Source organism: Streptomyces sp. NPDC048560, from assembly GCF_040650955.1.
GTDB lineage: Bacteria > Actinomycetota > Actinomycetes > Streptomycetales > Streptomycetaceae > Streptomyces.
The window spans coordinates 84,732-103,502 of record NZ_JBEZIJ010000001.1 but is presented as its reverse complement, the minus strand read 5'-3'; the positions used below and the strand labels follow the sequence as shown (position 1 = coordinate 103,502).

The following is an 18,771-nucleotide window of genomic DNA, read 5'->3' as shown; positions in this document are numbered from 1 at the left end:
GCACACCCTCCCGAACCCCTGCCGCCGTAGAGTGGATACGTGCCCAGGATTCGAGCGGCCTCCGTGGCCGAGCACCGGACCATGCAGCGCGGCGCCCTCCTGGACGCCGCACGCTCCCTGCTGTCCGAGGGCGGTACGGAGGCGCTGACCTTCCCCGCTCTCGCCGAGCGCACAGGGCTCGCACGCTCCTCCGTCTACGAGTACTTCCGCTCCCGCGCCGCCGTCGTCGAGGAACTCTGCGCCGTCGACTTCCCCGTCTGGGCCGCCGAGGTCGAGAACGCGATGGAACGCGCCGGGACCCCGGAGGAGAAGATCGAGGCGTACGTCCGCCGACAGCTCGACCTCGTCGGAGACAGGCGCCACCGGGCGGTCGTGGCGATCTCCGCGAGTGAGCTGGACGCCGGCGCACGCGAGAAGATCCGGGCCGCGCACGGTGGGCTGATCGCCATGATCGTCGAGGCTCTGAGCGATCTCGGCCATGCGCAGCCGAGGCTCGCCGCGATGCTGCTGCAGGGTTCGGTGGACGCCGCGGTGCGCCGGATCGAGCTGGGTGTGGCCGAGGAACCGGGTGTCGTCGCCGACACGGCCGTCGCGATGATCCTGCGCGGCGTAAGGGGCTGATGGCCGCGGCGGCGGCCGCGAGCATTCCCGCCCGGGCCGCGTGTCCGGGCAGGCCGCGCTCGCCGTGGCCCGCCTGCCGGATCCCTCCCGCAGGGCCGGATTCCGCCGGGGCGGAGAACTGCGGCTCCGGTTCCGGTACGCCTGACACCGGGAGCAGCCGGGAAGGGCCGCGCCTCAGCAGTGCGGGCGGCAGCAGGGACAGGGGATCCAGATACGTGCCGCCGCGCCGCAGCCCCCAGTGCAGACAGGACGCCGTGCAGTGGAACGGGCCCGGCCCCACGACAGCCACCTGCTGCCCCGCGACGACTTCCTCGCCCTCGGCGACGAGCGGGCGCACCGGTTCGTACGTCGTGCGCAGCGGCGGCTCGCCGCTCCCGGCCACCTCGACGGCGAGCACTCCGCGCCCCGCCACCGGCCCGGCGAACGACACCCGGCCCGGGGCCGCCGCCAGCACCCGGGCCCCCGGTCCGGCCGCGAGGTCCACGCCGCGGTGCCCCGGCCCGTACGGCCCGCTGGGCGGCTCCCACCCGCGTACCACCGCGGGGCGGCCCGCCAGCGGCCACGAGCGGTCCCCGTCCTCTGCGCCCCGCCCGGACGCGTGGGCTCCGGAGCAGAGGACCGGTACCGCGAGCAGGGCCGCGCACACGGCCGCGAGGGCGGTTGCGAGGGACCGGGACGAGGACGGTGCAGGTGTGCGGCGCATGTCCGCAACGCTGCCCGGCCCGGCCCTCTCGCGGGGATCATGGGCCCGATCTGGGGACGACGGCCGCGTTGTGGACATCGCCGTCACCCGGCACCCGGCGGGTCCCGTACACTTCCTTTGGCGATCCGGGTGACCGGGTCGACTTCGCACGCCCCGCCACCACCCTCTCTGCGGACGGTGGCCGCGCTCCTCGGTCCCTTGTGGCACGGCGCGTCGGGGCGTCAGGCGCGACAGCAATCCTGCGGTCGCGATAACCGAGTACCTCAAGGAGTACGGCCATGGCCGTCGTCACGATGCGGGAGCTGCTGGAAAGCGGCGTCCACTTCGGTCACCAGACCCGTCGTTGGAACCCGAAGATGAAGCGCTTCATCTTCACGGAGCGCAACGGCATCTACATCATCGACCTGCTCCAGTCGCTGTCGTACATCGACCGCGCCTACGAGTTCGTCAAGGAGACCGTCGCCCACGGCGGCTCCATCATGTTCGTCGGCACCAAGAAGCAGGCGCAGGAAGCGATCGCCGAGCAGGCGACGCGCGTGGGCATGCCCTACGTCAACCAGCGCTGGCTCGGCGGCATGCTGACCAACTTCTCCACCGTCTACAAGCGCCTCCAGCGCCTGAAGGAGCTGGAGCTCATCGACTTCGAGGACGTGGCCGCGTCGGGCCTCACCAAGAAGGAGCTCCTGGTTCTCTCGCGCGAGAAGGCCAAGCTGGAGAAGACTCTCGGCGGTATCCGCGAGATGTCGAAGGTCCCCAGCGCCGTCTGGATCGTCGACACCAAGAAGGAGCACATCGCCGTCGGTGAGGCGCGCAAGCTCCACATCCCGGTCGTCGCGATCCTCGACACCAACTGCGACCCCGACGAGGTCGACTACAAGATCCCGGGCAACGACGACGCGATCCGCTCCGTCACCCTGCTCACCCGCGTGATCGCCGACGCCGTCGCCGAGGGCCTCATCGCCCGTTCCGGTGCCGCCACCGGTGACTCGAAGCCGGGCGAGAAGGCCGCCGGCGAGCCGCTCGCCGAGTGGGAGCGCGACCTGCTCGAGGGTGACAAGAAGGCCGACGCCGAGGTCGAGACCTCTGCCGAGACCGAGAAGGTCGCCGACGCCGAGGCTCCTGTCGCCGAGGCCGCTGCCGAGGCGCCCGCCGCCGAGGCCCCCGCTGCCGAGGCCCCGGCCGCGGACGCCGAGCAGGCCTGACACCCGTCACGGCTGACGACGGCGGGGGCCGGTGCCACAAGCACCGCCCCCGCCGTTCACCCGTAGATCTTTCAGACTTCGAGAGAGACATACAGACTCATGGCGAACTACACCGCCGCTGACGTCAAGAAGCTCCGTGAGCTCACCGGCGCCGGCATGATGGACTGCAAGAAGGCCCTCGACGAGGCCGACGGCAGCGTCGAAGGGGCCGTCGAGGCCCTCCGTATCAAGGGCCAGAAGGGCGTCGCCAAGCGCGAAGGCCGTTCTGCCGAGAACGGCGCCGTCGTCTCCCTCATCTCCGAGGACAAGACCTCCGGCGTCCTGCTCGAGCTGAAGTGCGAGACGGACTTCGTCGCTAAGGGCGAGAAGTTCCAGGCCGTCGCCAACGCGCTGGCCGCGCACGTCGCCGCCACCTCCCCCGCCGACATCGAGGCGCTGCTCGCGTCCGAGATCGAGGCCGGCAAGACCGTCCAGGCGTACGTGGACGAGGCCAACGCCAACCTCGGCGAGAAGATCGTCCTGGACCGCTTCGCGCAGTTCACCGGCGGTTACGTGGCTGCGTACATGCACCGCACCATGCCCGACCTCCCGCCGCAGGTCGGCGTGCTCGTCGAGCTGGACAAGGAGAACGCCGAGGTAGCCAAGGACGTCGCGCAGCACATCACTGCCTTCGCCCCGAAGTACCTCACCCGCGACGAGGTCCCGGCCGAGACGGTCGAGAACGAGCGTCGGGTCGCCGAGGCCACCTCTCGCGAGGAGGGCAAGCCCGAGGCCGCCCTTCCGAAGATCGTCGAGGGTCGCGTCAACGGCTTCTTCAAGGACGTCGTCGTCCTGGACCAGGCGTTCGCGAAGGACCCGAAGAAGTCCGTCCAGAAGGTCCTGGACGAGGCCGGTGTCACCCTGAAGCGCTTCTCGCGCATCAAGGTCGGCATCTGAGTCCGTCCGCGAACAACGGTGGACCCCGATAGGGTCTAGTGCAGTCGACGGCCGCACTCACGCCGTACGACCGCAGATCTGACGAGGAGGCCATTGCCGCTGAGGGACACCAGACCCACCGGCAATGGCCTTCTTCGTATGTGCACGAGGAGAATTTCCATGGACAAGGGCGCGGACGCCACACAGGCCGACCACAAGCGCGACGAGGGCACGATTTCCGGACGCTTCATGCTGAAGCTCTCGGGTGAGGCGTTCGCCGGCGGCGGGGGCCTCGGTGTCGACCCCGATGTCGTGCACACCATCGCCCGCGAAATCGCCGCGGTCGTACGGGACGGCGCGGAGATCGCGGTCGTGATCGGCGGCGGCAACTTCTTCCGCGGCGCCGAACTCCAGCAGCGCGGCATGGACCGGGCCCGGTCCGACTACATGGGCATGCTCGGCACGGTCATGAACTGCCTCGCCCTCCAGGACTTCCTGGAGAAGGAAGGCATCGACTCGCGCGTCCAGACCGCCATCACCATGGGCCAGGTCGCGGAGCCGTACATCCCGCTGCGTGCCGTGCGGCATCTGGAGAAGGGGCGCGTCGTCATCTTCGGCGCAGGCATGGGCATGCCGTACTTCTCCACCGACACCACCGCCGCCCAGCGTGCCCTGGAGATCGACGCCAAGGCCCTGCTGATGGGCAAGAACGGGGTGGACGGGGTCTACGACGCCGATCCGAAGACCAACCCCGGCGCGGTGAAGTTCGACGCCCTGGAGTACAGCGAGGTGCTCGCCCGCGATCTCAAGGTCGCCGACGCCACCGCCATCACGCTCTGCCGCGACAACCAGCTGCCGATCCTCGTCTTCGAACTGACCGCCGAGGGCAATATCGCCCGCGCGGTCAAGGGTGAGAAGATCGGCACGCTCGTGAGTGACGAGGGCACCCGGGCCTGACGGCCCCCAAGGATGGACAACCGCCTGCCGGTCGGAGACCGTGCAGGTGAGGACGCGACGCAGGATGATCCGCAGGGCCCGACGATGCCGGGTCCACTCAAGACACGCAGGAGCACGTGGTGATCGAAGAAATCCTCCTCGAGGCCGAGGAGAAGATGGAGAAGGCCGTTGTCGTCGCGAAAGAGGACTTCGCCGCGATCCGCACCGGCCGCGCGCACCCGGCGATGTTCAACAAGATCGTCGCGGACTACTACGGCGCGCTGACCCCGATCAACCAGCTGGCCTCGTTCTCGGTTCCCGAGCCGCGCATGGCCGTGGTGACTCCGTTCGACAAGACGGCGCTGCGCAACATCGAGCAGGCGATCCGCGACTCCGACCTCGGCGTCAACCCGAGCAACGACGGCAACATCATCCGTGTGACGTTCCCGGAGCTCACGCAGGACCGTCGCAAGGAGTACATCAAGGTCGCCAAGACCAAGGCCGAGGACTCCAAGATCTCGATCCGCTCCATCCGCCGCAAGGCCAAGGAGACGCTCGACAAGCTCGTCAAGGACAAGGAGTCCGGCGAGGACGAGGTGCGTCGCGCGGAGAAGGAGCTGGACGACACCACCGCGAAGTACGTCGCCCAGGTGGACGAGCTGCTCAAGCACAAGGAAGCCGAGCTGCTCGAAGTCTGATGAACGACTCTTCCTGGGGTGCCCCGCAGGGAGCCGGATACTGGGGCGCGCCCCAGATGGGAGCCGCCCCGGCGGGTCCTGCTCACGATGTGCATGAAGCCCAGCAGACTCGGCCCATGCCCATCGTGCCGGACGTTCCCGACGCAGGTAGAGACGCTGACAACCGCGACGACCGGGACAGGGAGACCGCGCGCGCGAGCGGTCCCCTGTTCCGTGACGAGATGCCGCAGGAGCCCATGTCCAGCCCGACGCAGCCCCCGCCGAAGAAGCGTGCCGGGCGTGATCTCCGTGCCGCCATAGGGGTGGGTGTCGGGCTCGGTGCCGTCATCTTCGCCTCGCTCTTCGTCGTGAAGGCCGTCTTCATCGGCGTGATCGTCGCCGCCGTCGTGGTCGGACTGTGGGAGCTCACCTCCCGCCTGGAGGAGCGCAAGGGCATCAAGGCGCCCCTCGTACCGCTGGCGGTGGGCGGGGCCGCCATGGTCGTCGCCGGATACGTGCGCGGTGCGGAGGGTGCCTGGGTCGCCATGGCGCTCACCGCACTGGCCGTGCTGGTCTGGCGGATGACCGAACCGCCCGAGGGGTACCTCAAGGACGTCACGGCCGGTGTGTTCGCCGCCTTCTACGTGCCGTTCCTGGCCACCTTCGTCGCGATGCTGCTCACCGCCGACGACGGACCGCAGCGCGTCCTGACGTTCCTGCTGCTGACCGTGGTCAGCGACACGGGGGCCTACGCGGTCGGCTGGCGCTTCGGCAAGCACAAGCTCGCGCCGCGCATCAGCCCCGGGAAGACCCGCGAGGGTCTGCTCGGTGCCGTGGGCTTCGCCATGGTCGCCGGTGCGCTGTGCATGGAGTTCCTGATCGACGGCGGCGCCTGGTGGCAGGGCCTGCTGCTGGGTCTCGCGGTCGCCGTCAGTGCCACGCTCGGTGACCTGGGCGAATCCATGATCAAGCGCGACCTGGGGATCAAGGACATGGGCACGCTGCTGCCCGGTCACGGCGGCATCATGGACCGGCTGGACTCACTGCTGCCGACCGCGCCCGTGGTCTGGCTGCTGCTGGTGATTTTCGTCGGATCCGGCTGACGGCCGGCTTCCCGTCCACTCCGGCATGTCGTGAGGGCCCGTCGTCCCCCGGACGGCGGGCCCTCACTCCTGCTCCGCTACGTCGGCGAAACCCTGCCGGGGTCCGTGGAGCTCGGCCGGGGAACCTCCCGAACGATGTCGTCGATGCGTCCGTTGCCGGCTTCGTATCCCGCGCCGCCCTCTTCCAGCAGCATGATCGCCCGGATCTGGGCAGGCGTCAGCCCTCGGTCATGCAGAGCTATCACCTGGTCGCGCCAGGCGATGGCCGACATGGCCCCGTCGATGTTGTAGTGCGCCCGCAGCGTGCGCTCCGCGATCTGCTGTGCCTGTGTCAGCGCCAGGTCGGCTCTCTCCAGGCTGCGCAGCGACTGGGCTTCGGACTGGGCCAAGGCACGTTCGGCCTTGCGCAGGCTGAAGACCGCCACCAGGACGGCGATCACGTTTCCCACCAGCCCCGACCACGCGGCGATGCTGTTCGAGTCCACTTCTGTCCCCCTGTCCCGTGTGAGCCGAGGGACGCGCAGGGAGACGGCCCGGTTGCAGGCGGCGTGGCGAGCCGCCCCTGTCGCCGGTTCCGGCAGCTCGCGGTTCAGAGCACTCCGAGGTCTCTGTCCGGCCGGCAGAACGGGCATGCCTCGATGCCGTCCTCCGTGAGGGCGCGCAGGGCCTGCTCGCGGGTCATCGGCTGTGTCTGCTTTCCGCTCATGCCGCAGTCGTCCGTGTGGACGGCGTCGGCATGTGCCCTGCCGCCCGTGCGCAGCATGGACAGCTTCCATCCGGGCGCCGGCGGCGGCAGGACGCGGGCGGCGCGGGCGGCTGCTGCCTGCTGTTCCTCCAGCTCGGCTATCGTCCGATCGGTTCGGCCGAGCTGGTAGGCCTGCCACTCGCGCACGATGCGCAGCCGATCCAGGCGAGTGAAGTTTTCGGACACGTATTCGATTCTAGATCTCGGTGAAGGAGTCCGCGTACCGCCTGTCCTGGGTGCGATCGGTCACCCTCGTCCGGGGCGCCGGGCCGCCTGTGGGCCGCCGTAAGGCCGCCGACGGCCGGGCCCGATCTCCTGTGAGCCGACGATGACCTCTGGTACCACGGCGTGTCTGCGACACTGGATGAACCATGCCTAAGCCCGGAGAACTCACTTTTGTCGCGCCCCGCGGAGCCAAGAAGCCGCCGCGGCATCTCGCCGACCTCACGCCCGACGAGCGCAAGGAAGCAGTCGCCGCGATCGGCGAGAAGCCGTTCCGCGCCAAGCAGCTGTCGCAGCACTACTTCGCGCGGTACGCGCACGACCCGTCGGAGTGGACCAACATTCCGGCCGGTTCGCGGGCGGGCCTCGCCGAGGCGCTGTTCCCCGACCTGATGTCCGTCGTGCGGCACATCAGCTGCGACGACGACACCACCCGTAAGACCCTGTGGAAGCTGCACGACGGGACGCTCGTCGAGTCCGTCCTCATGCGCTACCCGGAGCGGGTGACCATGTGCATCTCCTCCCAGGCGGGGTGCGGGATGAACTGCCCGTTCTGTGCCACGGGGCAGGCCGGGCTGGACCGCAACCTGTCCACCGCCGAGATCGTGCACCAGATCGTGGACGGGATGCGGGCGCTGCGCGACGGCGACGTTCCGGGCGGTCCCGCGCGGCTGTCCAACATCGTCTTCATGGGCATGGGCGAGCCCCTCGCCAACTACAAGCGCGTCGTCGGTGCGATCAGGCGGCTGACCGACCCCGAGCCCGACGGGCTGGGTCTCTCGCAGCGCGGGATCACCGTCTCCACCGTGGGCCTGGTGCCCGCGATGCTGCGCTTCGCCGACGAGGGCTTCAAGTGCCGTCTCGCCGTCTCGCTGCACGCCCCGGACGACGAGCTGCGCGACACGCTCGTCCCCGTGAACACGCGCTGGAAGGTACGGGAGGTGCTGGACGCCGCCTGGGAGTACGAGGCGAAGTCCGGGCGCCGTATCTCCATCGAGTACGCGCTGATCCGCGACATCAACGACCAGGCGTGGCGGGGCGACCGGCTCGGCCGGCTGCTCAAGGGCAAGCGGGTGCACGTCAACCTGATCCCGCTGAACCCGACGCCGGGCTCCAAGTGGACCGCCTCGCGGCCCGAGGACGAGAAGGCGTTCGTCGAGGCCATCGCGGCCCACGGCGTGCCGGTCACCGTCCGGGACACCCGCGGCCAGGAGATCGACGGGGCCTGCGGACAGCTGGCGGCCTCCGAGCGCTGAGCCGGAAAGGGCCCGGTGTAGCCTGGGCGCCACACTCAACTTCATATTCCGACAGGGGAGCGCCACAGCGCTGAGAGTGCGGCACCAAGGACAGGCTGGCCGCAGACCCTCTGAACCTCGCCCGGGTCATTCCGGGTAGGAAGTTCGGACCTTACTCAAGCTGTTGCGCCCTGCCCGCCTCCCGATGATCACTGGGAGGCGGGCAGGGCCGCGTCTCTTCCTGGTCACTTCCAGGAGGAATCACATGAGCACCACCAAGAAGATCACCGTGACCGCGCTCGCCGCGGCGCTCGGTGTCACGGCCCTCGCGGGCTGCGGCGGTTCCGACGACGGTGCGTCCGGGGACGGCAAGGGCTCCGGCTCCAAGACCGTCACGCTGGTCAGCCACGACTCCTTCAACGCCTCGAAGGACGTCCTTAAGGCGTTCACGGAGGAGACCGGTTACACGGTCAAGGTCCTCAAGAGCGGTGACGCCGGTGCGGCGCTCAACCAGGAGATCCTGACCAAGGGATCCCCGCGCGGTGACGTGTTCTTCGGGGTCGACAACACGCTGCTCTCCCGTGCCCTGGACAACGGCCTCTTCACGCCGTACGAGGCGAAGGGCCTCGACCGGGTCGCGGACGACGTACAGCTCGACGCGGACAAGCACCGGGTCACGCCCGTCGACACCGGCGACATCTGCGTCAACTACGACAAGAAGTACTTCGCCGACAAGAAGCTGGCGCCGCCGCAGTCCTTCGACGACCTGCTGAAGCCCGCGTACAAGAACCTTCTGGTCGCCGAGAACGCCGCCACCTCCTCGCCCGGTCTCGGCTTCCTCCTCGGCACCGTCGCCGCCTACGGCGAGGACGGCTACGAGGACTACTGGAAGAAGCTGAAGGACAACGGCGTCAAGGTCGTCGACGGCTGGGAGCAGGCGTACAACGACGAGTTCTCCGGCTCGGCGGGCGGCAGGGCGGCGAAGGCCGACCGGCCGCTCGTGGTCTCCTACGCCTCCAGCCCGCCCGTCGAGGTCCTGTACGCCGAGCCGCAGCCGGCCGAGGCCCCGACCGGTGTCGCCACCGGGACCTGCTTCCGCCAGATCGAGTTCGCGGGACTGCTGGACGGCGCGAAGAACGAGGCGGGCGGCAAGGCCCTCCTGGACTTCCTGATCGGCCAGAAGTTCCAGGAGGACATGCCGCTGAACATGTTCGTGAACCCGGTCGTGAGCGACGCGAAGCTGCCCGGACTCTTCACGGAGTTCGGCGCGAAGATCGACCAGCCGACGACCGTGGCGCCGGACAGGATCGCCGAGAACCGTGAGCAGTGGGTCCGGTCGTGGTCCTCGATCGTGGTGAAGTAGCCGGCCGCTCCGTGCGCAAGGGGCGGGCGTCCAGGGAGCGGATACGCGGGAGCGCGGTGCGGCTCGGCCTGATGGCCGTGCCCGTCGTGTTCTTCGCGCTGTTCTTCGCCTACCCCGTCGCCGCGATCGTCGGCCGCGGGCTGAAGGACGCGGGCCGGTGGCAGTTCGGCCGGATCGGGGAGGTGCTGGGCCGGCCGGAGATCCACGACGTCCTGTGGTTCACCACCTGGCAGGCTCTCGCCTCCACCGGGCTCACCCTCGTCCTCGCCCTGCCCGCCGCCTATGTGTTCGCCCGCTTCGACTTCCCCTGCAAGCAGCTGCTGCGGGCCGTCGTCACGGTGCCGTTCGTGCTGCCGACGGTGGTCGTGGGGACGGCGTTCCTGGCGCTCCTCGGCCGTGGCGGCTTCCTGGACGAGCTGTGGGGGGTGCGGCTCGACACCACCGTGTGGGCGATCCTGCTCGCCCACGTCTTCTTCAACTACGCGGTGGTCGTACGGACCGTCGGCGGCCTGTGGTCGCAGCTGGATCCCCGGCAGGAGGAGGCCGCCAGGGTCCTCGGTGCCGGGCGGTTCGCGGCCTGGCGGCGGGTCACCCTGCCCGCGCTGGCGCCCTCGGTGGCCGCGGCGGCCCTGATGGTCTTCCTCTTCACGTTCACCTCCTTCGGCGTCGTGCAGATCCTCGGCGGACCGGCCTACTCCACGCTCGAAGTGGAGATCTACCGGCAGACCGCCCAGCTCCTCGACCTGCCGACGGCCGCCGTGCTCACCCTGGTGCAGTTCGCCGCCGTCGGCGCGATCCTCGCCCTGCACGGCTGGACCGTACGGCGGCGCGAGACCGCGCTGAAGCTGGTCGACCCGGAGCAGACGGCCCGCAGACCGCGTGGCGCCGGGCAGTGGACTCTGCTCGGCGGGGTCCTGCTGACCGTCCTCCTGCTGATTCTGCTGCCGCTCGGTGTGCTGGTCGAGCGCTCGTTCGACGGATCGGGCGGTTACGGGTTCGGCTTCTACCGCGCCCTGCAGTCCGCCGACGCGAGCGGCTCCACCTTCCTCGTCCCACCGCTCGAAGCCGTCTGGAACTCACTGAGGTACGCGCTCGTCGCGACCCTCATCGCGCTGTTCGTAGGCGGGCTCGCCGCCGCCGCGCTCACGAGGCGGGCCGGGCGGCTGGTCCGCGGTTTCGACGCGCTGCTGATGCTGCCGCTCGGGGTGTCCGCCGTGACGGTCGGCTTCGGCTTCCTCATCACGCTCGACGAACCTCCGCTCGATCTGCGCACGTCCTGGATCCTGGTGCCGCTCGCGCAGGCCCTGGTGGGTGTCCCCTTCGTCGTACGGACCATGCTGCCGGTCCTGCGGGCGGTCGACGGGCGCCTCAGGGAGGCGGCCGCGGTGCTCGGGGCCTCTCCTCTGCGGGCCTGGCGCGAGGTCGATCTGCCGCTCGTGCGCAGGGCCCTGCTGGTCGCCGCCGGCTTCGCGTTCGCCGTGTCGCTCGGTGAGTTTGGCGCGACCGTGTTCATCGCGCGCCCCGACAATCCGACGCTGCCGGTCGCGGTGGCCCGCCTGCTGGGACGGTCGGGGGAGCTCAACTACGGGCAGGCGATGGCGCTCAGCACGATCCTGATGCTCGTCTGCGCGGTCTCGCTGCTGCTGCTGGAACGTATCCGCACCGACCGATCCGGGGAGTTCTGACGATGCTGACACTGGAATCGGCCACGGTCCTCTTCGGGAAGCGCAAGGCGCTCGACGCGGTGGACCTGGAGGTCGCCGAGCACGAGATCGTCTGTGTGCTCGGGCCGAGCGGCAGCGGCAAGTCGACGCTGCTGCGGGTGGTCGCCGGGCTGCAGCCGATGGACGGCGGCCGCGTGCTGCTGGGCGGCGCCGACCAGGCGGGGGTACCCGTGCACCGGCGGGGCCTCGGCCTGATGTTCCAGGACCACCAGCTGTTCCCGCACCGCGATGTCGGCGCCAACGTCGCCTTCGGGCTTCGTATGCATGGCGCGGGGCGGGCGGAGCGGGAGCGCGGAGTCGCCGATCTGCTGGACCTGGTGGGGCTGCCGGGGGCCGGGCGGCGGGCCGTCGCCGCACTGTCGGGGGGTGAGCAGCAGCGCGTGGCGCTCGCCCGTGCGCTCGCCCCCAGCCCGAAGCTGCTGATGCTGGACGAGCCTCTGGGACAGCTGGACCGGAGCCTGCGCGAACGGCTGGTCGTCGAACTCCGTACGCTCTTCGGCCGCCTGGGCACGACGGTGCTCGCGGTCACGCACGACCAGGGCGAGGCGTTCGCGCTCGCCGACCGGGTGGTGGTGATGCGCGACGGGCGGATCGCCCAGACCGGGACGCCGCTGGAGGTGTGGCAGCGGCCCGCTTCCGCGTTCGTCGCCCGGTTCCTCGGCTTCGACAACGTGGTGGACGCGGAGGTGACGGGCACGGTCGCGGACACGGTCTGGGGCAAGCTGGCCGTCGCCGAGGGGGAGTCGCAGGGGCGGTGCGAGCTGCTGGTGCGGCCGGCCGGGGTGCGGATGGGCGCCCCCGAGGACGGCCTGCGGTGCACCGTGGGGGCGCGTACGTTCCGGGGACACCACGTCTCCGTTCTCCTGTATCCGGAGAGCGGGCCCGTGCTGGAGGCGGAGTGCGCGCTGCGGGACACCCCCGATGAGGGCGCGTCCGTCGGAGTGACCTTCGAGGCGGCGGAGACGGTGGTCCTGTCACCGACGGGCCCGGAGCCGGCCGGCCCCTGACGGGGGAGTGACCGGCTGGCGGCGCCTGCCGGAGCCTGGTCCCCTGGAACCGGCAGCACCGCCCGGCCGAAGGCCCAGGAAAGGACCACGACCATGAACGGGTCAGTACGCGAGGGGATCGACCTCACCCGTGTCTTCGACGCCCCACGGGAGCGGGTGTTCGAGGCGTGGACGACGCCGGAACGCTTCGCCGCCTGGTACGGGGGCCACGCCGACGTGCCGCTCGACCAGGTGTCGATGGATGTCAGGCCGGGTGGGAAGTGGAGCCTCGTCCTGGTCGTGCCGGGCGCCGAGATGCCGTTCCACGGGGTCTACCGCGAGGTGGTCGAGCCGGAGCGGCTGGTCTTCACACTGAAGGACGCGAGCGCCGCCGAGGAGGCGGAGGGCGAGGTCGTCACCGCCACGTTCACGGGCCATGGGCGCACCACCGAGATGACGTTCCGGCAGCGCGGCGGCAATCTCACCCCCGAGCAGTACGCGGCGGCGGAGGACGGCTGGGAGGCGTTCTTCGACACGCTCGCCCTGGTGCTCGCCGACTCCCGGTAGGACTCCGGCCGAGAGGCCACCGGCCCTCCGGGCACCGCTTCGCGCTCGTCTCCGGACGGACTCGCGCCTCGCGCCCGCCGGTTGCGGCCGGCCGGCCGGTCAGGCGGTCAGGGGCAGCGCGGCCAGTGCCGCCACCGCCCACGTCAGCGGGGCGAACACGACCAGCAGCACGCCCGCGCGCAGAGCGGTTGCGCTGCGCAGCGCCGAGGCGGGGGCGCCCATCCGCAGCAGTGCGTCGGTCGTCTCGACGCGGGCCTGCTTGGCCTCCAGCGCCGAGGTCAGCAGAGTGGCCGTCGTACAGCCCAGGACGAGCGCCGCGCCGAGCGCGGTGAGAGGGCCGAAGGGGCGTGGGCCCGTCCCGTACAGCGCGAGGGCCGCGACCACGCCGGACAGCACCGCGCAGATGACCCCGATCGGGCGGCCGATGCGGCGTGACTCCTGCATCAGGACGCGGCCGGCGAGCAGGCGGACGGCTCCCGGGCGCACGGCCTGGAGCAGCTGCCCGCACAGGTAGGTGATGCCGGGGCCGGCCATGGCCAGGCCGATCGCCGTGAGGGTCCAGCCCGCGAGGACGCCGGCCGGGGTGGCGTCCAGCCGGCCCGGCAGCGGGAACGGACTGCCCCCACCGCCCCGTCCGACGTACGCCTCGACGGCGAGACCGGCCGCTGTCAGGGCGACTCCCCACGGCAGACCCGCCGGAGCCCCGGAAGGACCTGCCTCCTTGGCCTCGGCGGCGTCGGTGGAGGGCGGCAGCGGCCGGGCGCGCAGGGCGAGCGCGCTCGCCAGTGACGCGGCCACCGGTACGAGGGCGAGCAGCGTGAGGGCGGCGGCCAGCGGCAAGGGGGCGTCGGCGCCGAGCAGTTCGGCCGCGCCGCCGTCGAACGGCAGTCCGGTGAGGTCCCCGCGCAGGTGGAGGAAGAAGAGCAGGGCCACCATCGAGCCGAGGGTGGTGGAGATGGCGGTGGAGACGGCCGCGAGTACCGAGAGCCCGACCGGCCCGAGCCCGATGGCGGACAGACCCGGGCGAGGCCGGGTCGCCGGGTCCGTCCGGGCCACCGCGACGGCGAACTGCACGGTGGCCGCCAGCGGGACGAGGCACCACAGCAGCCGCAGAACCGATCCTGTGGCCTGCGCCGGATGCCCTGAGGCGTACCCCAGGGTGCACAGCAGCAGGAAGCCGACCCCGGCCGACGCGGCGGCCACGAGCAGGCGCCGCATCAGGACCAGGGGATGGGTACCGCGAGTCAGACGGAGAGCGAGCACGCCGGGCGGCCTTCCGTATCGGCTTCGGCGGGCAGGGAGACGGTGCTGACCCGGCGGCCGTCGAGCAGGGCGACCGCACGGTCGGCGAGGGCGGCGACCTCCACGTCGTGGGTCGCGAGGACGACCGTGATCTCGTGCGAGCGGGCGGCGGTCGTCAGGGTGCGCAGGAGCTGGGTGCGTTCGGTGCGGTGGAGCGAGGCGGTCGGCTCGTCGGCGAAGATCACCGAAGGCGAGGCGGTCAGCGCGCGGGCGACGGAGACACGCTGGCGCTGGGCCTGGAGCAGGGCGTGCGGACGCTTCTTGGCGAACGCCGCGATGTCGAGGCGCTCCAGCCACTCCATCGCGGCCTTCTTCGCCGCCCGGTGCGAGGTGCCCCGCAGGAGCAGCGGAAGGGCCGCGTTCTCCCAGGTGGTCAGCTCCGGTACGAGCTGGGGGTCGGGGGCGATCCAGGCGAAGCGTTCGCGGCGCAGTTGTTCGCGCAGGCGCGGGCCCATCGTGTGGATGGGCACGCTGTTGAACCAGACCTCGCCCTCCTGGGGCACCAGCTGTCCGGACAGGCAGTGCAGCAGCGTGGTCTTCCCGCTGCCGCGCGGGCCGGTCACGGCCAGGATCTCGCCGTCACGGATACCGACGGAGACACCGCCGAGGCCGGGCGAGCCGTTGTGGGAATGGTGCAGGGAACGCGCCCAGATCACGTCGTTGTCCGGCGGGGCCACCATGGCGTACACCTCGGTTCAGATCAGTTTTCCCGTTCCCCCGTACGGGGGAACGAAGACGCGGCCGATCGGTCACTCGGCACGGTAGGCAGCCCGGCCGGGGTGTGCGCACAGCACGCGGCCCGGATGCGCTCCTTCTCACTCGAAAGGCGTATCCGGGCCGCGTGGACCGTATGAAATGACCGCTGGAACGTCATCGCCCAGGGGTCACCGTCGGGGTCAGAGCTTCGTCCACGCCTCCGTGAGCACGGCGCGCAGGATGCCCTCGATCTCGTCGAAGGTGGCCTGGTCGGAGATCAGCGGCGGCGCGAGCTGGACGACCGGGTCGCCACGGTCGTCGGCCCGGCAGTACAGACCGTTCTCGTACAGCGCCTTGGAGAGGAAGCCGTACAGGACGCGCTCGGTCTCCTCGTCGGTGAAGGTCTCCTTGGTGGCCTTGTCCTTCACCAGCTCGATGCCGTAGAAGAAGCCGTTGCCGCGGACGTCGCCGACGATCGGCAGGTCGTGCAGCTTCTGCAGCGTCTTGAGGAACGAGCCCTCGGTGTCCAGGACGTGCTGGTTGAGGCCCTCGCGCTCGAACAGGTCGAGGTTGGCGATACCGACGGCCGCGGAGACCGGGTGGCCACCGAAGGTGTAACCGTGCAGGAAGGTGTTGCCACCCTTGTAGAACGGCTCGGCCAGACGGTCGGAGACGATGCAGGCGCCGATCGGGGAGTAGCCCGAGGTCATGCCCTTGGCGCAGGTGATCATGTCCGGCACGTAGTCGAACTTGTCGCACGCGAACATCGTGCCGAGGCGGCCGAAGGCGCAGATCGTCTCGTCCGAGACGAGCAGCACGTTGTACTGGTCGCAGATCTCGCGGACCCGCTGGAAGTACCCGGGCGGCGGCGGGAAGCAGCCACCGGCGTTCTGCACCGGCTCCAGGAAGACCGCGGCGACGGTCTCGGGGCCCTCGAAGAGGATCTCCTGCTCGATCTGGTCGGCGCACCAGCGGCCGTAGGCCTCGGGGTCGTCGCCGTGGATCGGGGCGCGGTAGATGTTGGTGTTGACCACCTTGTGCGCGCCGGGGACCAGCGGCTCGAAGGGGGCCTTCAGGGCCGGCAGGCCCGTGATGGAGAGGGCGCCCTGCGGGGTGCCGTGGTACGCCACCGCGCGGGAGATGACCTTGTACTTGGTCGGCTCGCCGGTGAGCTTGAAGTACTGCTTCGCCAGCTTCCACGCGGTCTCGACGGCCTCGCCGCCACCGGTCGTGAAGAAGACCTTGTTCAGGTCACCCGGAGCGTAGTCCGCGAGACGCTCGGCGAGCTCGACGGCCTTCGGGTGAGCGTAGGACCACACCGGGAAGAAGGCCAGCTCCTGCGCCTGCTTGTACGCCGTCTCGGCGAGCTCGTGACGGCCGTGGCCCGCGTTGACCACGAAGAGGCCGGAGAGGCCGTCGAGGTAGCGCTTGCCCTTGTCGTCGAAGATGTAGGTGCCCTCGCCACGCACGATGGTGGGAACGGGCGCGTTCTCGTAGTCCGACATGCGGGTGAAGTGCATCCACAGGTGGTCGTACGCGGTTCGGCTGAGGTCCTTGCTCACGGCTATCGGGTTCCCCACATATAGGTCTGCTTCTTGAGCTTGAGGTAGACGAAGCTCTCGGTGGAGCGCACCCCGGGAATGGCCCGGATGCGTTTGTTGATCGTCTCCAGCAGGTGGTCGTCGTCCTCGCAGACGATCTCCACCATCAGGTCGAACGAGCCCGCGGTCATGACCACGTACTCGCACTCGGCCATGGCCGCCAGGGCTTCCGAGACGGGGTCGAGGTCCCCCTCGACATTGATGCCGACCATCGCCTGCCTGCGGAGTCCCACGGTGAGCGGGTCCGTGACGGCGACGATCTGCATCACGCCCTGGTCGAGCAGCTTCTGGACGCGCTGGCGTACGGCCGCTTCGGAAAGGCCCACGGCCTTGCCTATCGCGGCGTACGGACGGCGTCCGTCCTCCTGGAGCTGCTCGATGATTGCGAGAGAGACGGCATCGACCGTCGAGGACGATCCGTTCCCGGTCCTGGAGTCTGCGCTGCGACTGGCCACGCACCCACTCTGCACCGCGACTCGTCTGTCTGGCAAGCCCAGAGCGATGAAATTCGTTGTTTGCGGACCTCGATCTCACGGAATCCGAAGTTGGCGGACTACGGGTATGTCGAAAGCGTCACCGAAGCGATTAGGGTGGAATCTCATCCATCGGACAGCCGACAGGAGGGGTGGTTGTGACCACCGAGGTGCGCCGTCTGCGCAACTACATCAACGGAGAGTTCCGGGACGCCGCGGACGGGCGGACCATCGACGTGGTCAACCCGGTGACGGAAGAGGTCTACGCGACCTCCCCGCTCTCGGGACAGGCCGACGTCGATGCCGCCATGGACGCGGCAGCCGCCGCGTTCCCGGCCTGGCGCGATGTCACGCCGGCCGAGCGCCAGAAGGCCCTGCTCAAGATCGCGGACGCCTTCGAGGAGCGCGCGGAGGACCTGATCGCGGCCGAGTCGGAGAACACCGGCAAGCCGCTGGAGCTCACCCGTACCGAAGAGATCCCGCCCATGGTGGACCAGATCCGCTTCTTCGCGGGTGCCGCCCGGATGCTCGAAGGCCGCTCGGCCGGCGAGTACATGGAAGGCCTGACCTCGATCGTCCGACGCGAGCCGGTGGGCGTGTGCGCCCAGGTCGCGCCGTGGAACTACCCGATGATGATGGCCGTCTGGAAGTTCGCCCCGGCGCTCGCCGCGGGCAACACGGTCGTCATCAAGCCGTCCGACACCACGCCGGCGTCGACCGTGCTGATCGCCGAGATCATCGGCCGGATCCTGCCCAAGGGTGTCTTCAACGTCATCTGCGGCGACCGGGACACCGGCCGCGCGATGGTCGAGCACCCGGCCCCGGCCATGGCCTCCATCACCGGTTCGGTACGCGCCGGCATGCAGGTCGCCGAGTCCGCGGCCAAGGACGTCAAGCGCGTCCACCTGGAGCTCGGTGGCAAGGCGCCCGCCGTGGTCTTCGAGGACAGCGACATCGCCAAGGCCGTCGAGGGCATCTCCGTCGCGGGCTTCTTCAACGCCGGCCAGGACTGTACGGCCGCCACCCGTGTGCTGGTCCACGAGTCGATCCACGACGAGTTCGTCGCGCAGCTCGCCAAGGCCGCGGCCGACACGAAGACCGGGCTTCCGGACGACGAGGACGTGCTCTACGGCCCGCTCAACAACGCCAACCAGCTGAAGCAGGTCAGCGGCTTCATCGAGCGCCTGCCCGCCCACGCCAAGGTCGAGGCCGGCGGTCAGCGGGTCGGTGACAAGGGGTACTTCTACGCCCCCACGGTGGTCTCCGGCCTCAAGCAGGACGACGAGATCATCCAGAACGAGGTCTTCGGGCCCGTCATCACCGTGCAGTCGTTCACGGACGAGGCGCAGGCGCTGGAGTACGCGAACGGCGTCGAGTACGCCCTGGCGTCCTCGGTGTGGACCAAGGACCACTCGCGCGCCATGCGCATGTCCAAGAACCTCGACTTCGGCTGTGTGTGGATCAACACCCACATCCCGCTCGTCGCCGAGATGCCGCACGGCGGGTTCAAGAAGTCCGGCTACGGCAAGGACCTCTCGGCCTACGGCTTCGAGGACTACACCCGCATCAAGCACGTCATGACGTCGCTCGACGACTGACCTGTGTGACGCACAGCGGTTCCTACGGCCCCGGGCTCACGTCCGGGGCCGTTCCCGTGCCCGCCCGCCCCACCGACATGGTGGACGGAAGGGAACCTCCCG

18 protein-coding genes, 1 pseudogene and 1 riboswitch are annotated in these 18,771 nt (G+C 70.0%); of the genes and pseudogenes, 12 read left to right on the top strand and 7 right to left on the bottom strand.

Features of this window, described 5'->3' with window-relative positions; genetic code table 11:
• The first annotated feature begins 63 nt into the window (after positions 1 to 63).
• On the top strand, positions 64 to 621 hold the full coding sequence (locus tag AB0C82_RS00430) for a helix-turn-helix domain-containing protein (protein ID WP_362836942.1): 558 nt from the start codon (positions 64 to 66) through the stop codon (positions 619 to 621).
• A gap of 127 nt (positions 622 to 748) precedes the next feature.
• On the opposite strand, the pseudogene AB0C82_RS00425 reads toward AB0C82_RS00430, so the two are convergent.
• A pseudogene (locus AB0C82_RS00425) lies at positions 749 to 1,189 on the bottom strand (M23 family metallopeptidase); the annotation flags it as partial.
• 413 nt (positions 1,190 to 1,602) lie between these two features.
• Between AB0C82_RS00425 and rpsB the strand changes: the two are divergent.
• The 5 genes from rpsB (at position 1,603) to AB0C82_RS00400 (ending at position 6,157) form a co-directional block, all read left to right on the top strand.
• A complete protein-coding gene (gene rpsB / locus AB0C82_RS00420) occupies positions 1,603 to 2,526 on the top strand; it encodes a 30S ribosomal protein S2 (RefSeq protein WP_362834789.1) in 924 nt (307 codons plus the stop codon).
• A gap of 99 nt (positions 2,527 to 2,625) precedes the next feature.
• Entirely contained in the window at positions 2,626 to 3,462 is an 837-nt protein-coding gene (gene tsf / locus AB0C82_RS00415; protein WP_362834787.1) for a translation elongation factor Ts, read from the top strand.
• Positions 3,463 to 3,621: 159 nt separating this feature from the next.
• The gene (pyrH, locus tag AB0C82_RS00410) at positions 3,622 to 4,398 is read left to right on the top strand and encodes a UMP kinase (RefSeq protein ID WP_362834785.1); all 777 of its coding nucleotides are present in this window, start codon (positions 3,622 to 3,624) and stop codon (positions 4,396 to 4,398) included.
• Positions 4,399 to 4,517: 119 nt separating this feature from the next.
• A complete protein-coding gene (gene frr, locus AB0C82_RS00405; RefSeq protein WP_073726823.1) occupies positions 4,518 to 5,075 on the top strand; it encodes a ribosome recycling factor in 558 nt (185 codons plus the stop codon).
• On the top strand, positions 5,075 to 6,157 hold the full coding sequence (locus AB0C82_RS00400) for a phosphatidate cytidylyltransferase (protein ID WP_362834783.1): 1,083 nt from the start codon (positions 5,075 to 5,077) through the stop codon (positions 6,155 to 6,157). Before frr ends, AB0C82_RS00400 begins: the two co-directional genes overlap by 1 nt.
• A 77-nt stretch (positions 6,158 to 6,234) precedes the next feature.
• On the opposite strand, the gene AB0C82_RS00395 is transcribed toward AB0C82_RS00400, so the two are convergent.
• Both AB0C82_RS00395 and AB0C82_RS00390 read right to left on the bottom strand, forming a co-directional pair.
• Positions 6,235 to 6,642, bottom strand: a complete 408-nt coding sequence (locus AB0C82_RS00395; RefSeq protein ID WP_362834781.1) for a hypothetical protein — start codon at positions 6,640 to 6,642, stop codon at positions 6,235 to 6,237.
• 104 nt (positions 6,643 to 6,746) lie between these two features.
• On the bottom strand, positions 6,747 to 7,088 hold the full coding sequence (locus tag AB0C82_RS00390) for a DUF6233 domain-containing protein (protein WP_362834779.1): 342 nt from the start codon (positions 7,086 to 7,088) through the stop codon (positions 6,747 to 6,749).
• A 185-nt stretch (positions 7,089 to 7,273) separates the two neighbouring features.
• Between AB0C82_RS00390 and rlmN the strand changes: the two genes are divergently transcribed.
• From rlmN to AB0C82_RS00365, 5 genes are all read left to right on the top strand, one after another.
• Positions 7,274 to 8,380, top strand: a complete 1,107-nt coding sequence (gene rlmN / locus AB0C82_RS00385; RefSeq protein WP_362834777.1) for a 23S rRNA (adenine(2503)-C(2))-methyltransferase RlmN — start codon at positions 7,274 to 7,276, stop codon at positions 8,378 to 8,380.
• A gap of 43 nt (positions 8,381 to 8,423) precedes the next feature.
• Positions 8,424 to 8,540, top strand: a riboswitch (TPP riboswitch).
• Positions 8,541 to 8,624: 84 nt separating this feature from the next.
• Positions 8,625 to 9,722: a thiamine ABC transporter substrate-binding protein gene (locus AB0C82_RS00380; RefSeq protein ID WP_362834775.1), complete on the top strand. Its 1,098-nt coding sequence runs from the start codon at positions 8,625 to 8,627 to the stop codon at positions 9,720 to 9,722.
• Positions 9,723 to 9,793: 71 nt separating this feature from the next.
• The gene (locus AB0C82_RS00375) at positions 9,794 to 11,407 is read left to right on the top strand and encodes an iron ABC transporter permease (RefSeq protein ID WP_362836940.1); all 1,614 of its coding nucleotides are present in this window, start codon (positions 9,794 to 9,796) and stop codon (positions 11,405 to 11,407) included.
• Positions 11,408 to 11,409: 2 nt separating this feature from the next.
• Positions 11,410 to 12,453, top strand: coding sequence for an ABC transporter ATP-binding protein (locus tag AB0C82_RS00370; protein ID WP_362834631.1), 1,044 nt, complete (start codon positions 11,410 to 11,412; stop codon positions 12,451 to 12,453).
• A gap of 93 nt (positions 12,454 to 12,546) precedes the next feature.
• The gene (locus AB0C82_RS00365) at positions 12,547 to 12,999 is read left to right on the top strand and encodes an SRPBCC domain-containing protein (protein WP_362834629.1); all 453 of its coding nucleotides are present in this window, start codon (positions 12,547 to 12,549) and stop codon (positions 12,997 to 12,999) included.
• Positions 13,000 to 13,098: 99 nt separating this feature from the next.
• On the opposite strand, the gene AB0C82_RS00360 is transcribed toward AB0C82_RS00365, so the two are convergent.
• The 4 genes from AB0C82_RS00360 to AB0C82_RS00345 form a co-directional block, all read right to left on the bottom strand.
• On the bottom strand, positions 13,099 to 14,262 hold the full coding sequence (locus tag AB0C82_RS00360) for a hypothetical protein (protein ID WP_362834627.1): 1,164 nt from the start codon (positions 14,260 to 14,262) through the stop codon (positions 13,099 to 13,101).
• Positions 14,244 to 14,981, bottom strand: a complete 738-nt coding sequence (locus AB0C82_RS00355) for an ATP-binding cassette domain-containing protein (RefSeq protein WP_362834625.1) — start codon at positions 14,979 to 14,981, stop codon at positions 14,244 to 14,246. The genes AB0C82_RS00360 and AB0C82_RS00355 overlap by 19 nt, the downstream gene beginning before the upstream one ends.
• Before the next feature lie 216 nt (positions 14,982 to 15,197).
• Positions 15,198 to 16,577: an aspartate aminotransferase family protein gene (locus AB0C82_RS00350; RefSeq protein ID WP_362834623.1), complete on the bottom strand. Its 1,380-nt coding sequence runs from the start codon at positions 16,575 to 16,577 to the stop codon at positions 15,198 to 15,200.
• Positions 16,562 to 17,053: an Lrp/AsnC family transcriptional regulator gene (locus AB0C82_RS00345; protein ID WP_362834621.1), complete on the bottom strand. Its 492-nt coding sequence runs from the start codon at positions 17,051 to 17,053 to the stop codon at positions 16,562 to 16,564. The genes AB0C82_RS00350 and AB0C82_RS00345 overlap by 16 nt, the downstream gene beginning before the upstream one ends.
• A 176-nt stretch (positions 17,054 to 17,229) precedes the next feature.
• Between AB0C82_RS00345 and AB0C82_RS00340 the strand changes: the two genes are divergently transcribed.
• Entirely contained in the window at positions 17,230 to 18,669 is a 1,440-nt protein-coding gene (locus AB0C82_RS00340; RefSeq protein ID WP_362834619.1) for a gamma-aminobutyraldehyde dehydrogenase, read from the top strand.
• The last annotated feature ends 102 nt before the right edge of the window (positions 18,670 to 18,771 follow it).

Bases quoted from the DNA above. Each gene is read 5' to 3' on its own strand.
- rpsB (WP_362834789.1), top strand. From the start codon at position 1,603: ATGGCCGTCGTCACGATGCGGGAGCTGCTGGAAAGCGGCGTCCACTTC.
- tsf (WP_362834787.1), top strand. From the start codon at position 2,626: ATGGCGAACTACACCGCCGCTGACGTCAAGAAGCTCCGTGAGCTCACC.
- pyrH (WP_362834785.1), top strand. From the start codon at position 3,622: ATGGACAAGGGCGCGGACGCCACACAGGCCGACCACAAGCGCGACGAG.
- AB0C82_RS00400 (WP_362834783.1), top strand. From the start codon at position 5,075: ATGAACGACTCTTCCTGGGGTGCCCCGCAGGGAGCCGGATACTGGGGC.
- rlmN (WP_362834777.1), top strand. From the start codon at position 7,274: ATGCCTAAGCCCGGAGAACTCACTTTTGTCGCGCCCCGCGGAGCCAAG.
- AB0C82_RS00380 (WP_362834775.1), top strand. From the start codon at position 8,625: ATGAGCACCACCAAGAAGATCACCGTGACCGCGCTCGCCGCGGCGCTC.
- AB0C82_RS00375 (WP_362836940.1), top strand. From the start codon at position 9,794: ATGGCCGTGCCCGTCGTGTTCTTCGCGCTGTTCTTCGCCTACCCCGTC.
- AB0C82_RS00370 (WP_362834631.1), top strand. From the start codon at position 11,410: ATGCTGACACTGGAATCGGCCACGGTCCTCTTCGGGAAGCGCAAGGCG.
- AB0C82_RS00365 (WP_362834629.1), top strand. From the start codon at position 12,547: ATGAACGGGTCAGTACGCGAGGGGATCGACCTCACCCGTGTCTTCGAC.
- AB0C82_RS00355 (WP_362834625.1), bottom strand. From the start codon at position 14,981: ATGGTGGCCCCGCCGGACAACGACGTGATCTGGGCGCGTTCCCTGCAC.